The organism is Bradyrhizobium sp. Crot121 (assembly GCF_059512385.1).
In genome coordinates, this window is the sequence record NZ_JCAMOR010000063.1 from 13,112 (window position 1) to 28,784 (window position 15,673).

General features: G+C 59.9%; 7 protein-coding genes and 1 pseudogene. 3 read left to right on the top strand and 5 right to left on the bottom strand.

Features of this window, described 5'->3' with window-relative positions:
* Positions 1–3: 3 nt before the first annotated feature.
* A pseudogene (locus AC5ZGW_RS34865) lies at positions 4–3,338 on the bottom strand (adenylate/guanylate cyclase domain-containing protein).
* 400 nt (positions 3,339–3,738) lie between these two features.
* The gene (locus AC5ZGW_RS34870; RefSeq protein WP_130226558.1) at positions 3,739–4,581 is read right to left on the bottom strand and encodes an alpha/beta fold hydrolase; all 843 of its coding nucleotides are present in this window, start codon (positions 4,579–4,581) and stop codon (positions 3,739–3,741) included.
* Positions 4,582–4,896: 315 nt separating this feature from the next.
* Here AC5ZGW_RS34870 and AC5ZGW_RS34875 point away from each other — a divergent pair, with 315 nt between their 5' ends.
* On the top strand, positions 4,897–6,507 hold the full coding sequence (locus AC5ZGW_RS34875) for a B12-binding domain-containing radical SAM protein (protein WP_130226557.1): 1,611 nt from the start codon (positions 4,897–4,899) through the stop codon (positions 6,505–6,507).
* Between the two features lie 444 nt (positions 6,508–6,951).
* A complete protein-coding gene (locus tag AC5ZGW_RS34880; RefSeq protein WP_245474766.1) occupies positions 6,952–8,244 on the top strand; it encodes a patatin-like phospholipase family protein in 1,293 nt (430 codons plus the stop codon).
* Positions 8,245–8,312: 68 nt separating this feature from the next.
* Here AC5ZGW_RS34880 and AC5ZGW_RS34885 read toward each other — a convergent pair whose 3' ends face one another.
* The 3 genes from AC5ZGW_RS34885 to AC5ZGW_RS34895 all read right to left on the bottom strand — a co-directional run bounded on the left by AC5ZGW_RS34885 (position 8,313) and on the right by AC5ZGW_RS34895 (position 14,037).
* Complete coding sequence (locus AC5ZGW_RS34885) at positions 8,313–11,672, bottom strand: AAA family ATPase (protein WP_130226555.1); 3,360 nt, start codon at positions 11,670–11,672, stop codon at positions 8,313–8,315.
* A gap of 326 nt (positions 11,673–11,998) precedes the next feature.
* Positions 11,999–12,328, bottom strand: a complete 330-nt coding sequence (locus tag AC5ZGW_RS34890) for a hypothetical protein (RefSeq protein WP_130226554.1) — start codon at positions 12,326–12,328, stop codon at positions 11,999–12,001.
* 314 nt (positions 12,329–12,642) lie between these two features.
* Positions 12,643–14,037 (bottom strand): aminotransferase-like domain-containing protein, encoded by a 1,395-nt coding sequence (locus AC5ZGW_RS34895; RefSeq protein WP_130226553.1) that lies wholly within the window; start codon positions 14,035–14,037, stop codon positions 12,643–12,645.
* A 284-nt stretch (positions 14,038–14,321) separates the two neighbouring features.
* On the opposite strand from AC5ZGW_RS34895, the gene AC5ZGW_RS34900 reads away from it, so the two are divergent.
* Positions 14,322–15,626: a hydroxymethylglutaryl-CoA reductase, degradative gene (locus tag AC5ZGW_RS34900; RefSeq protein WP_130226566.1), complete on the top strand. Its 1,305-nt coding sequence runs from the start codon at positions 14,322–14,324 to the stop codon at positions 15,624–15,626.
* Positions 15,627–15,673 lie beyond the last annotated feature (47 nt).

Consider the following 15,673-nt stretch of genomic DNA (forward strand, 5'->3'; position numbering starts at 1 on the left):
TGACTAATGCGCATGCTCGAGCAGCCCTTCGGCTTCCTTGATTTCGGGGAGATCTTGCCACCCCGCGTCGAATTCAGCGAGGACGGGAGCGAGCACCGAGGATACCGCCTCGGGCCGGCCATTTGTATTGTGCAGGCGCGCAAGTCCAAGTGCGCTGCGTAGCTCGAACGTCCTTGCCTGTTGGTGTCGGGCGATTTCCAGGGCTCTGTTGAAGGCATCTTCGGCACTGGAGAGGTTCGCAGCGTCATGGCGCAACAAGAGCTCACCTTGGACGCGATGCAGTTCGGCATCAAGCCAATGCTGGCCGGATTGTTGCGCCCACCCGATCAATTCCCTCACAGTTTCCAACCCGGCCTCGGGTTGGCCCGCCTCTGCATCCGCCACGGCAACATGCATCCCCCAAAACGGCTCACAGAGGTAGCAGTCATTCTCGTGCAGCAACGTCCAGCCTCGGCGCATTTCCGTGAGCCCAACCATTCGCTCGCCCGCCCGCCACTTTGCTAGGCCGTTCAGATAGGTGCCCGCGGCCACATACAACGGCATCGTATGGTCGCGCGCCAGACCCAAGGCCAGGATCGTCTCTGTTTGCTCCAACATGCCCCCGCATAGCCCGTCGAAAACCGCCCGATGAACGAGCGCATTGGCTTGAGCAAGCGCTCGCTTCTCTCCTGAGCCACTTACTGCTTCTGCAGCGAGCCGGCGTGCGCGATCGATCGCTCCGAGCGGCCAAAGCACCAGGGCAAGAAACCTCATGATAACGAACGGCAGATCGAGCGCGGACGCCCTGAATGTCGCGGGATCCGGCTCGGCACCATAGATCGCGAGTGCCTGCTCAAGATGCATTCGCGCGTTCAAGTACTCGCCGGCGAACCAGCAGGTCACCCCGCTGGTCCAGTGTGCGACAATGGCGGCTATCGGCGACTCCGGTCGTCGGTCGGCGACACCAATGATTGCATCCGCCAACTCCCGCATCGGCGCGATCTCGCCGTGAGTGAGGCATGCATTGAACAAGCCCGAATGGATCGGCGCGAGTTCGACCGGATCATTGGTATCAGCCGCGAACTGTCGGGCGCGCGTCCAAGCGGCCACCGTCTCGGGAGCGCTGTGCCCGAGACTGCCTCGCAACGCGCGGCCATATGCGATTTGAAGATGGAGCCTGCTCAGCATCCGATCAGGCTCTTGAGGCAGTTCATCGGCAATGGCAACGGCCTTGCCCAGATGTGCAATCGCCTCGGAATAGGCCGAGCGTTTCAGCGCCTGCTGGCCAGCCTTTCGCCACCACTCAAGGGCTGTCCCGCTCAACCCCGCTTGGGTGAAGTGATATGCCACGACTTCCGGCTCGGTCTCGGCCATGCCCGGAAACTGATCGCGAAGGACATCGCCAATATGCTTATGCAGCAGTTGCCGGCGGCTCTTGAGCAAGCTCTCGTAAGCCGCTTCCTGGACCAGTGCATGCTTGAAGCTGTAGCTCGCGTCGGGTGGCGCCCGCGGCGCGACAGAAGTTCGGCCTGTTCGAGCTGCGCCAGCGCCGCGCTCAGCGTCAGCTCATCCCGCCCCGCTACACATCGCAGCAGCGTGTATGAGAAGTCGCGGCCAATGGCTGCGCCGATCTGCGCAACCTCTTTGACCGGCGCCAGCCGGTCAAGCCGCGCCATGAGCGAGTCATGCAGCGTCGCGGGAATGGAGAGCGGCGGTAGCGGATTATCGAGGCGATAGCGCCCGGCTTCTTCCACGAGCAGCCCGGACTCCAGCACCATCTTGGTCAGTTCCTCAACGAAGAGCGGGATGCCATCCGTCTTGTTGATGATCTGGGTCATCATTTCGCACGGCACCTGTCGGCCGACAGCCACCTGCTCGACCAGTGCGCGCGTGTCCTGCCGGTCAAACCGCTCGAGCCGCAGCAGGCTGACGTTGGCAAGGCCCGCCCAAGGCGGCTCGAACTCGGGCCGGAATGTCATGAGCACGAGGATCGGCAGTCCCCTGATCCGATCGACCGCGAGGTCGTACAGCTCGAGCGTCGTGGCGTCAGCCCAATGCATATCCTCGCAGACAATCAGCACAGGTTGCTGCCGTGCCAAGCCCTCAAGTTGGTCGAGGAGCGCGGCGAATGTTTGTCGCCGCTGCTGCGCTGGAGTCAGGCCGAGCGGCGGATAGCGCTCGCCGGTTGCGATCGAAAGAAGCGCGGCAATAAGCGGCGTCACACTCGCCACCTGCCGCGTTCCGAGCGCCAGCATTGCCTCAAGCTTGTCGAGCGTTTGCCCGGGCGTGTCCCGTGGCGTGATGCCGGCGGCCCGTTCGAGCTGGGCGATGAAGGGATGAAGCGCACTGTTGGTATGGTAGGGCGAGCACTGATAGCGCACCCGGCGGTGCGACCCCAGCGCGAGGCTTTCGGCCAGCGTTGCCACAAGGCGCGATTTGCCGATTCCGGCCTCGCCGGAAATCAACACCACTTGACCCTGGCCCTGCCACGCCAGTTGCTGGCGCGAGAGCACGAATTCGATTTCTGCCTTGCGGCCGACAAAGCCGATCGAGCGCGCGGTGCGCACCGCCTCGAAGCGGCTCTCCGATGCGGCTGCACCTTCGACCGCCCAGACCGCGATCGGATCGGAGATACCCTTCACCTCGCGGTCGCCGACATTGCGAAAAGTGAATAGATCGCCGAGCAGCCGGCGCGTTGAAGCGGACACCACAACCACTCCCGGCTCCGCCAGGCTCTGGAGCCGGGCAGCGAGATTCGGTGTATCGCCGACCATCGCCTGCTCCTCCGACGCACCTCCGCTGATGAGGTCGCCGACCACCACAAGACCGGTCGAGATCGCGATCCGCACTTCGACCCGTTCTTCGACGCGCGTTTCGAGCTTTCCCATTGCGGCGGTGATGTCGAGGCCGGCTCGCACTGCGCGCTCCGCGTCATCCTCGTGTGCGCGGGGATAGCCGAAATAGGCGAGGATTCCATCGCCAACAAACCTGGCGATCATGCCGTCATATGCGGCGATGACCCTCGCGCAGGCAGCCCGGTAGGCTCTGATCACCTCCCACATGTCCTCGGGATCGAGGCGTGCCGAGAGCGCGGTCGAGCCCACCAGGTCGCAGAACATAACGGTGAGATGGCGTCTCTCGGCGCCATGCTGACGCGCGGACTGGGTGATGAGTTCGGCTTGATCGAGTTCGGCAATCGCACGGAGCATTTTACGGCGATGGCCGAGCAGGACTCCGAGCCTGTCGAAGTCCTCATCCTTCAGATCGGGAAGAATGCCAATATCGATCCCATTCTCGGCAAAACGCTTCGCGTATTGCCCAAGCCCAAGCTTATCAAGCCAGTCTGCAATCTGCTGCATTGGCACCACCCACCGTCTGGTTGGCGGTTAGCCGAGCTGAATTACCATGCTCCGACCACGATCTGCCTGCCGACTGATCCCGTCAAGTTTGATAGGAACGAAATGTGAGATCGCTGACAATAGGACCGAATTTTCTCTTGCCGAGGTAGAAAGAAAAACTGCCAGCGCGCCCCAGATGAGGGAGGAGGCCGGTCAGCGGGCTCAATCATATCTGTTAGTAGGTCTCGGCCCATTGGCTAAAGGTTCATGAGCGCAGGTGTGCTGAATGGGCGAACCTGAATCGGCTATGCGCAGCATCGTCGCGACCTTTCGAGAATTGGAGGGAACCTCCAGCTCAGTCCAATATCGTTGGAATGGACCGTCCCACCTCGGCGCCTGCGATCGACTGGCGCCACCGCCATCAGGTCTTCGCAATGAACTCCTCAAGGTCATCAAAGAACCGCTGCTCAAACCCCAGCATGCGATGGGGGTGATGGCCGCACTGTTTATATTGGACCACTTCAAGATGGGGGTTGGTCGCCAGCAGACTGCCGGCGTGTTCATCCGAAAATGCTCCTCCGAACCGTTCTTCGCCTCGGACGAGCTTTGCCGGGCACAGGAATGGTCGCTCGGTCGATATCGATGACAACGCCTCTTTCAAGCAGTCATCACGGAGACAACGCGGGTCGAGGCGCTGTATCGCGGAAGCATGGCTGAGCAAATGCCGAGCCGATATGTGGTCCTTGACCACACCTCCCAAGCGGTCAGGCCCATTCGAAAGAAACTCGACATAGGTTGTGAACGGCGGACGCTCCTGCTGCCATTTCGTCAGCCGCAACAGCAAGAGTGAGAACAACTTCGAGAATATCGAGTTGCTCCATTCCTCCAGACGCCCCAGGAACCACGGCGGGTCCTCAAGGAACACGGCTCGGATGTTCGGATTGGTTTGGCTGAGCACACCGGCCACGCATGCGCCCAGCGAATGCCCAACGACGATTGCCGGACGACCAATGGCCGCCAGAGCAGTCTCGGCATCGGAAACATAACCCGCAAGGTTGTAGTTCGGCGCGCGATCAGAGTAGCCGTGACCGCGAAAATCGAGCGTCCAAACGCAATATCGATTGGTCAATCGTTGCTTGGTTTCATCCCACGTATCGCGACTTACGCTTGCCCCATGCAGAAACAGGACAGGCACCGCATCTATCGGGCCATCGACTGATGCGGCAAGTCGTACATCGCCGTTCGCCAAGGTAAGGTCGGTCATGCATTATGCTCCGCGATGCGGATCGTGGACGGCAGATTGCCGCAGGAGAGTGCGAGTTCCAAAATTGAGCCTCAAGAGCTGCTGTATCAATCCTGCGCGAACACAAAAATCGCTCAATTGCGTGCCATTTCTGCCACGTCCTTGGAAAAAGGACCGTACCAATTGCTGGCTCCGGAGCTGGTTGTTGCACCCGTAAGAATCATCAGCTTAGCTCTAGTACGCCCCTGCCGGGGCTAGGTTCGTTTCGTAAGGGAATGGACCGAGACATGGGCTATCTTAGGACACGCCATCTTAGGACACGCCATCTTAGGACACATGGACACACAGCCCCCGTGCAACGTCCTTATGCTCTATCCGCGCTTCGTTGCGGACTCGTTCTGGAGCTTTGGCGAATCCTGCAAGTTGATGGGCGTTCGCCGCCCCGCGGCTCCCCTCGGCCTGATTTCCGTCGCCGCGATGTTGCCGGTCCACTGGACGGTGCGCCTGGTCGACTGCAATACGGCATCGCTCACGGACGATGATCTTGCCTGGGCTGACGTCGTCTTCACGGGCGGCATGTTGCCGCAACAGGCTGACACGCTGCGGCTGATCGAGCTTTGTCGCTCACAGGACAAGCCGGTGGTCGTCGGTGGCCCCGACCCGACGTCCAGTCCGCACATCTATGCCACAGCCGACTTTCAGGTGCTCGGCGAGGCCGAGGGTGTTATTGGCGAGTTCATTGCGGCTTGGGAGAGCGGTGCCCGGTCGGGTGTGTTCACAGCGCCCAAGTTCCAGGCCGACGTCACCAAGACGCCGGTGCCGCGCTTCGACCTGCTCAATTTTGAAGACTATCTTTATCTCGGTGTGCAGTATTCGCGCGGCTGCCCCTTCACCTGCGAGTTTTGCGATATCATCGAACTGTACGGACGGGTGCCGCGGAGCAAGACGACCCCGCAGATGCTTGCCGAGCTCGATGCGCTCTACGAGATGGGATATCGCGGCCATCTCGACTTCGTCGACGATAACTTCATCGGCAACAAGAAGTCGCTCAAGCTGTTTCTTCCGGAACTCGCGGCCTGGCAGCGCGCGCACGATTATCCATTCGAGTTCTCGACGGAAGCCTCGATCAATCTGGCCGATGATCGGGAACTCCTGGAGATGATGGCCGCGGCCAACTTCTTCGGCATTTTTGTCGGCATCGAAAGCCCGGACCCGGCGACGCTGGCCGCGACCAAGAAGAAGCAGAACACAAGGCGCGATATCGCGGAGAGCATTCACAGGATATACCGCGCCGGGATGCTCGTCACCGCGGGCTTCATCGTGGGCTTCGATAGCGAGAAAGTCTCGATCGCGGACGCCATGGTCGACTTCATCGAGGAGGCCGCCATCCCCGTCTGCATGGTTGGCCTGCTCTATGCCTTGCCGAACACGCAGCTTACGCGTCGTCTTGCCCGCGAAGGGCGGCTGCACCCCAATCACGATATGGGGCCAACCATTGGCGGCGATCAGTGCACCGACGGCATCAATTTCGATCCGACGCGCCCGTTGCGCGACATCCTGATGGACTACAGACAGATTCTGGAGAGCGTCTATCATCCTGCCGCATATGCCAGGCGTGTCGACCGGTTGATGACGATGCTCGACCGTTCGAGGCAACGTCAGGAACTGCCCGTCGGTGACGTCCGTGCCAAGGTGCGGGCGCTGGAGACCGTGCATCGCGTGGTCACCGCCATTCCCGAAGCGCACGATCCGTTTTGGCGAACCTTCCTCAACAGCGCCAAGCGAGACTCGTCCTCGGCGCGGATCGCGGTGGCCATGATTGCGGCCTACGCACATCTTGGGCCTTTTTCGCGCCAGGTCATCAGCGCCATCGATCGTCGTCTGGCCATTCTGGATGGGCCACCAAATTCGACGGCTAACATCGCGATGGCTGCGAACAGAGCCTAACGCCAACGGGAAATGGCGTGATATTTTCGAATGACACGTTCTAGTTTTGGTTGTGTCAAGCGAAAAACGCAGGTAGTTTTACCAGAACATTTTGCAGCGGGTTCACCAGACATTGAGGTGCCCCATCTGTTTCAGTTTCGAGCCAACTGCGGAAGCCGCGATTGGATTATAGGTACTGCGTACTATCGTCAGCGATAAATATCTTGCGTGAACCGGTTCACAGATGGATGGGCCAGAGCGCGATACGCTAATCGCGGCTCCTGCCCGGCGTGCGCCAGTGCGATCAGCATATTCGAGAAAGCGTCGAACATCGACGTCCACCGCTTCGTCGCACACATTCGCAATTCTGGATCTATGAGCCTATCCAAGAACGACTAGTCTCTTCACGCAATTCAGAAATTTGATCGGAGAATAAGCCACACGACAAATTAGATGGAGGAACCAATGGTGAAGAGAGCGATAGCGCTCGGCGGTGGCGGTCCGGCAGCAGGGCTGCACATTGGGGTTCTGGAAGCTCTTGCCGACGCAGATATAACCTTTGATGTGTGGGCATTGTCCTGCATCGGCGCTTGGGTTGGGATCGTCTATAATCAGTTTGATCGAGTTGCGAATAAAGATAGGGCGGAAAAGACTTATCAATTCTTCAAGAATGGCGTGTTTCGGGACGATGAAAGCTATAGGCGCTTTCCCATAAACACCGTGTTCGGCCCGGATTGGGAGAGCATTGGCAAGGCGGTGACCAACTTCGTCACAGATCCCAATACCTACAAGGATTTATGGAGCCCATCCAGCATCATGAATGCCTACAGGGAGTCCATGTCGCTCTGGTTCGATCGACAGCCTGGCACGGACGGCGGGAAGAAGCTCGCGAACCTGGACAGTGGAGACATCAACGGATGGATTCTCAATCAGGTGCTGGCACCTAATCCTGTCGTTCGTTATCTCACGTCCATGATGTATCTGTCCCATGTCACTGGCCTTTCCAGGATCAACTATCCGCACAGCCAGTTCATGAAGAGCATCAATTTCGAGGCGCTGAAAAAGCCTGGAACGCCATGCATATTTCACAACGCCTGGAATCTTGACGCGCATAAGCTCGCGTTGTTTTCCAACCGTCCAATGACCCAGAAAGCCGACGAGAAGGAGTACAAGGGGCCTATCAGCGCATCCAGCCTATGTGCGTGTTCGGCCCTTCCGTTCGTCGAAGAAACCGTACGGATCGACGGAGTTACATACTGCGAAGGAGCGCTCGTCGATACGGTCAACTTCGAGAGCTTGCTCGAGGAGCACGATAAGCCAGACGATCCACTGCACGAAATATGGGTGAGCAGGATCGTCGATGCCAAGCAAGTCCGCAAACCGCAAAACCTTCACGATGCCCTGGCAAATCTCTGTCAATTGTTCGCAGCGACCGTTGGCGAAGATGACGTCAGGCTGTTCAAATACCACGTGCGGTACGACCCACCAAAATCCGGGAACAAGAAGTGGGAAGGCACCCTCGTCGAGATTCGGGTGCCGGGGCACATCAGCTTCAAATGGAATCACAGCAACCTGGATATGGGGCGAAAGTTGGGGAAGGTTGCTACGGAACAAGCAATCAAAGCATACAACAAACACCAAGGACTTCCGGCGCATGCCGGGCCACATTTCATAAATGAGGATCCGAAGAAGAACGACCCGCAGGGGTGGGGGGAGGTGCTGGATACGTATCATGATTGTCAAAAGCGAGCGGCTTAACGCCACGGTAAAGCAGCTTCACGGCCGACTTTCAGAGCCAGGCCACGATATCTGCAGTTCGAGCAGAATTACCGCAGTCGGTCGAGCAATGCCTTTGCTTGCCTGAGATCCTGCGTATCAAGGCCCTCGGTGAACCAGGCGTAGATGGGCGCGAGCAGCTCGAGCGCTTTCTCGCGCCTGCCCTGATCGATCCACAAGGCGGCAAGGTCTACGGCAACTCGAAGTTCGAGGGCCTTGGCGTGCTGGCTCCTTGCAATTGTCAGCGCGTGATCGAGCATTGATTGCGCCTCGGTGCCTGCTTCCGGCACGCCATGGAAGAGCAACACGCGCGCTTTCAGTCGACACAGTTCGGCCTCAAATATCCGTTCGCTGTTACGGCTGGTTGTCGCGAGACCCTGTTCGATAAGCTCCAGCGCAGCTTCGCGTTGATGGCTCGACAACAAGGCCGGACACAGCAGCACGTATAGTGCTGTGATGCCGAGCTGATAGCCCGCGCTGCGATGTTCCTTCATCGCAGTCTGGATTTCCGCGAGCGCGGCGGACGAAGGATCAAGAAAAGTGGCGCTTATCCCGCGGACGGCGCGCGCCAATCCTCGCCATTGCCGGAATCCATGTTCCTCCGACAAGGCGAGACAGCGTTCGGCATAGCGCTGTGCAGTCAGGAACTCGCCCCGAAGAGCGTGGAGAATGGACGCATAATAACATCCATAGGCCTGCGAATGGGGATGATTGATGGCGTCGGCACGCTGAATGGCTGCATTCAGGCGTGCGAGTGCCGTATCGGCGCGGCCCAGCAGCCAGAGTGCCCATGACATCAGAGCAAGGTCGGCCACGCCCGCATCCTGGCCGGCGGCACGTGCCGCCAATCTGTCCTGCTCGCTGCTCGTCTCGAAGGCTTCAAAGGCCCGTTCGATTACATCGTGAGCGCCCGTGAGATGTCCCATGAACAGACGAATCATCCCTTGCCCGCGCATCGCGTTGAGCAATGTCGGTCGATCGCCGCGCGCCTCCGCGAGATCGAGCAGCGCCGAGATCATTTCCTCGGCGGCCGGCAACTCACCACGCATGACGCTCGCGGTGGTCAACCAAAACATGATTTGTAGTTCCTCGGGGGGATCTCCGAGGCGCTGGCACAACTCGCGCGCACGGGCGAAGGTCGCCACCGCGTGTGGCGAAGTCGGCCCTTCGGTGGCGATCAGGCATGGTCCCAGCGCGAATTGGAAATCAAGCTCCCGCCTGTCCTTCGGTGCGCCGTCGGCGGAATGGGCCAAGACCTCGATGCCTTTGCGCAAGTGCGCGATGGCTTCGAGGTTGGCGGAGCGCATGGCCGCCTTCTTGCCTGCCTGGAGCCAGTATTCTCCTGCCTTTTCGAACAGTCCCGCCTCCGTAAGGTGGAGTGCGAGCGTCTCGGGTTGAGTCTCCACGATTTCCGGGAACCGTTGCTCGAAGACGTCTGCGATGGTGGCATGTAGTGCCGCGCGTCGGCTCTTCAGAAGTCCCGCTTCGGCAGCGTCCCGCACCAGCGCATGCTTGAAGCTGTAGACCGCGCGAGGTATCTCGCCTCGGCAGAATATCAACTCCGCCCGAACCAACTGGGCAAGCGCCTCCTCGAGCCTCTGTCTTGGCAACCCGGTAACGGCCCTCAGCAGTTCGTAAGAGAATTCGCGCCCCAGAACTGCTCCGATCTGAGCCACGTCCTTCACCGGGGCCAATCGATCGAGTCTGGCCATCAGCGATGCGTTCAATGTCGTTGGAATCGCCATCGAGGGTAGCGGACGGCTGAGCATGTAATGGTCGTCCCGCTCCTGCAACAGCCCGGTTTCGAGCACGGCCTTGGTCAGTTCCTCGACGAACAGGGGCACGCCATCGGTCCGGGAGAGGATTTGGTCCATGACCTCCTCCGGGAGCGTCTTGCCGGCCGTGATGCGCTCGACCAATACCGCCCCGTTGCGTCGGTTCAGCCGTGTGAGCGAGACCGTCGTCACATGCGCATGACCAGGCCAGGGCGGCGTGAACTCCGGTCTGGCGGTGATCAGCAGCAGCACGCGAAGCCGCGGCATCCTTTCCAGTGTAACCGCAAGCAACTCGAGCGAAGTCGGGTCCGCCCAATGGGCATCCTCAAAGAGGACAAACACTGGCTGCCGCGCCGCCAATGCGTCGAGCTGAGCCAGGAGCGCCGCCAGCGTCATCTCCTTGCGCTTCTGCGGGCTCAGCTCGGGCAGGCGGTAGCGGCCGCTGAGCGGCAGCGACAGCAGGTTGGCCAGAGCCGGCACCACACGGTCTGCGTCTGCGCCAGACCGCAAGAGCAGAGCTTCAAGCTTGGCAAACTTCTCCGTCGGCGTCTCGCCTCGCTCGAACCGGGCAGCACGTTCGAGGTTGGTGATGAATGGATACAGCGCACTGTTGGCGTGGTGCGCCGAGCAGAAATGGCGCACGGTAATGTGTGGTTCGGTCCGGAGCCGCTCTTGAAGCGCCAGCGCGATGTGCGACTTACCGATACCCGGCTCTCCAGTTAGAACCACCACGCAGCCTTCGCCTGACGCGGCGTGCTGCCAGCGCCGCAACAGCAGCTCAATCTCCTCGTCACGCCCGATGAGTGGCGTCAATCGAGTCTTGCGCTGCGCCTCGAAGCGGCTTTGCACTCGGCTTATCCCGAGCACCTGCCAGGCAGGTACTGGCTCCGCCCATCCCTTGAGCGCGATCGAGCCGAGATCGCGATATTCGAAATATCCGGCGGTGAGCTGGTGCGTACTCTCGGAAATCAGCACCGTACCGGGTTCGGCGAACTGCTGCAGGCGAGCAGCCAGGTTCGGTGTCTCACCAATGACCGCCTGCTCTTTGGCGGCACCTTCGCCGGTCAGATCGCCCACCACGACCATGCCGGTGGCGATGCCAATGCGGACTTGCAGCTTGGTGCCGATGTCTGTCTGCAGGTTGGCCACGGCATCGACCAGCGCCAGCCCCGCGCGTGTCGCCTGCTCGGCATCGTCCTCGTGCGCCTGGGGATAGCCGAAATAGGCCAGCACGCCATCCCCCATGTACCGCGCGATGACGCCCTCATTCCGGGTGATCACCTCCGCGATGCAGTCGTGATAGGCGCTGATGACCGAGCGCAAGTCCTCCGGATCCAGTCGGGCCGAAAGTGCCGACGAATCCACCAGATCGCAAAACATGACCGTGAGTTGACGCCGCTCGGCGCTGTCCCGCGGCGCCGGTTTGACGCCCGTTCGGGCCGTTACAGGGACTTCATTCTTGAGTTCTGCAATCGCGCGCAGGATTTTGCGCCGGTGGCCCAGCAGGACGCCGAGATCCTTGAGGTCCTGCTCCGTGAGATCGCTGACGACCGAGAGGTCGATCGCGTTCTCGGCGAAACGCTGGGCGTACTCTCCCAAGCCGATCGATGCTAGCCACTCTGCAATACCCGTCATGGCATACCTATGGCCTCTGCTATGAGAATAGCACATCGGAGAGGGCTGCGAAGGCACATCTGTCGACGGAAGCCCCGATCACCGGACTTCTCGGCCAGTTTAACGCAGTGGCCTGGGCGAATGGTGGACCTGCAAAGCGATGTCTGTGAGGGCAACAGGCGAGATTGAGGTCGCCGCCGCTCCGCAACTACTTCAGGAGGCGCGGCGGCAGCACAGTGTCGCGGTGGTAGAGCGTGCCGATATGCCAGGGACACGCGATCGCGTCATAGTCCGGCGTGAAGCCGTGTCCGGACCATGGCGACTGGCGGCGCAGCTATCCGCACGGATCACCTTCGCCGAGGCGGCAAGCCTCGATGCCAGATTGTCCCATTGTCGAACTGAATGAGCATGCCATCCGGAGAATAGACCGCGCCTTCGTTGAAGGCATCAATCCAGATCCGGCTCGCCGGCGAAAACAAGTCTGGCCATGCGCGTGCAGGCACGCCTGACTCGGTCAGAAGATTCAAGTCATATCCGTTCTGCGTGACATGGGCAGGCAGACTTCCCCGACACTTGTCGACGCACGTATAGATGCCGGTCAGATTAATCGATTGAGCCGATGCGCTGGGAGCCGCGAGCGCGACCAGCACGCCGATGACCAACGATAGACGTTTCACAGAACTCTCCCTTCGAATGGTCGGGCGGACGTGGAAGGGGCGCCGTCCTGTTGGGAAATTGCGCGAAGGGCCCTGCACGCGCTATGCACTTTCGGCAGGTTGATTAGGTATGCGCGGTTGACCTGCGCAGCAGCGATCTCGGCCGGGCTTCAACTCACGTCACATGACTGGCCGAATCTGCATAGTCAGAGGGACCGGGTTAGGCTGCATTTCAAAAGGCGCGGCGTCTGCTGGGAGGCACGAGCCCGCGGTGGGGAGCGTCGTGTCGAAGGCGGCCATGAATTCCACTCCGCCGTCGTGCTCGTGTTCTTCACCTATCGCATTCGGCGCAACAAAAACTCGTAAAATTTCGGATTGTCGGCTCGCGAAACATTGATCCTTATCGCTTTGGCCAGAGAGCTATTTTTATCCAGGCAGAATAAACTTCCAGGCGCGATAAAGATGCTCTCCTTTGCTCCTTCACGCGCAAGCTTCATGTCGTCCACGCCTTCTGGAAGCAAGAGATAAAGATAATATCCCGTCTTGGTCCCAGAATAGATCTGGTGGCCTGCTCGCAATAGATCGGCTTCGACCCGGCTCAAAGCAGCTTCGGTCCGCTGCCCCAGTCGCTTCAAGTGTCTGTCGTAGTGGCCATCCGCGAGCAATCGATGGAGCAGGCGTTCGACATGCCCCGAGCTGTTTACAGTGGTGAGCATCTTGAGTTCTGCAAGCGTCGCGATGCGGTCGCTGCGGGCGGCGATGAAGCCGGATCGCAGGCTGGCCGACAGAGTCTTCGAAAATGTTCCAATCGATATGACGTTGTTCAGCTGGTCCAGCGTGGCCAATCTGTTGTTGGCAGTCGTCGGAAGGTCGACGAACGGATCGTCTTCGACGATAACGAGGTTGGATCGCGTCGCCGTCTTGAGGATGGCGTGCGCAACAGGAAGAGTGATTGAACCTCCGGTTGGATTATGACCGAGCGACTGCGTGAAGAACAGCTTCGGGCGCTCCGTTTGTATCTTGGCTGCGAGGTCGTCGACGTCGGGGCCATCAGGCATGCGTCGAACGCCCACGATCCGGGCCTGCGCGAGGGTGAGCTTTGCGAACAGGGGATAGTAGCCCGGTTCGTCGACCAGAACGGTGTCGCCAGGAGACAACATCGCTCGGATGATCAGATCGAGCGCATGGTTGGCTCCGAACGTGAGCAGCAGGCTGTCCTCCTTGATCGCAATCTGTTGCGCGCGTAGCCGCAAGGCGATCTGTTGCCTGAGCGGCAAGAAGCCAAGTGCGGACCCGTACGCGTCGGCGTCGGCCGGCAGCATCCGTCCATTGCTGCTTAGGTATCTCTTGATCTCCGAGTGCTCTGTCCACGATGCAGGTGGTCTTCCATCTCCAACGCGTATTTCGAAGTTCTGCGAGAGTTGCGCGTTCAGCAGCGAGGCGATGTCGACTGCTTCCGTGACGTGCCTTGGCCTTCCCTCAGCACCTCCACGAAATGTAATGACGAAACCAGATCCCGCCTTTGCAGTAACCAGGTTGTCCAGCACCAGTCGGTCATACGCTTCGACAATGGTGTTTTTGGAAACGCCAAATTCTGCGGCGGCTTTTCTGATCGAAGGCAGACGGCTGCCTTCCGGTAAAGCACCGGAAAGTATCTGCACGCGCAATCGATTGGCTAACCCGCTGGCGAGCGTCGCTCCGCGTTCGCGGTCATAATGTGCAGGCGCCACGCAATGCCTCCTGGCGGGTACGGTGCCGGACAATTCTTTAAAAGTGTACCTCGGCTTTTACAGTAACAAGATGAGCTCTAACGGTTCAATGGCAAGCTCGCGCAGCAGGAGCCGCCTCCAATCCAGATAACCGGATGCGCATATGGCCGCGCCAGCTACGTGGACCCTCGGTTTTCTGGGAAGGGTACAGTTACGGACAATATTTTGAAATTGTCCCTTTTGATCGCAGTGCGATGGTGCCTAACGTCGCGGCAATCGAAAAACTCTCGACGGGAGGCGCGGCGATGGCCGGAGTGGAAGAACAGCCCAGAAATATCAACTCCCGTTTGGAAAACCTGCGCAACCTTGCGCCCGCCGAGAGGATGGGGCGCGTTGCCAAAGCGACATCGCTGGGTGACGCAGAGAGAGCCGCCTTCAACGCCGGCGCACTGCCGATCGCGCTCGCCAATGGCATGATCGAGAACGTCATCGGTACGTTCGAATTGCCGATCGGCATCGCCACCAATTTCACCGTGAACGGTCGTGACTATCTCGTTCCGATGGCGATCGAAGAGCCTTCGGTGGTCGCAGCGGCGTCGTATATGGCGCGGATAGTCCGCAAATGCGGTGGCTTCCAGACGTCGAGTTCTGCGCCAATGATGCGGGCGCAGGTGCAGGTGCTGGGTGTGACCGATGTGTACGGCGCTCGCGCAAGGGTGTTGAAGGAGCGCACAGCGATCATCGCTGCAGCCAATAGCAGAGACAAGGTTCTGATTTCGCTTGGGGGCGGATGTCGCGACATTGAAGTTCATGTCTTTGAGCACACCCCAGTGGGGCCGATGCTCGCCGTACATCTCATCGTCGATGTTCGCGACGCGATGGGAGCCAACACGGTCAATACGATGGCGGAGACGGTTGCTCCGATCATCGAAAAGATCACGGGCGGCACGGTCCGTCTCCGTATTCTCTCGAACTACGCGGATCTGCGCATCGCCCGAGCCATGGTGTCCGTGACATCAGATGCGCTGCAGACCGACGAGTACAGCGGCGAACGTGTTGCTCAAGGCATCGTCGAGGCTTGTGCGTTCGCGATCGTCGATCCCTACCGGGCAGCAACACACAACAAAGGCATCATGAACGGCATCGATCCGGTTGTTGTGGCCACCGGCAATGACTGGCGGGCGATCGAGGCCGGTGCCCATGTCTGGGCAGCCCGGTCCGGCCGCTATACGTCGCTTTCCAACTGGGAGCTTGACGGCAATGGCAATCTCGTCGGCACGCTCGAAATGCCGATGGCGCTCGGCCTGGTGGGCGGCGCCACCAAGACCCATCCTGCCGCTCGGGCCGCGTTAAAGATACTGGGCGTTCAGAGTGCTCAGGAGCTGGCGGAGGTCACCGTCGCCGTCGGGCTGGCTCAGAACATGGGGGCCCTTCGAGCGCTCGCGACTGAAGGAATCCAGAAGGGGCACATGGCGCTTCACGCCAGAAACATCGCGATCGTTGCCGGAGCTGCCGGCGATGAGATCGAGAAGGTCGCCGCCGCGCTTGCAGCCGATCACGATGTTCGTGTCGACCGCGCCAAGGACGTTCTCGAGAAGCTGCGTTCGTAAAACGTTGAGACCATGCACGCCACTTTGTGCAGGCATTATGCCGCCTC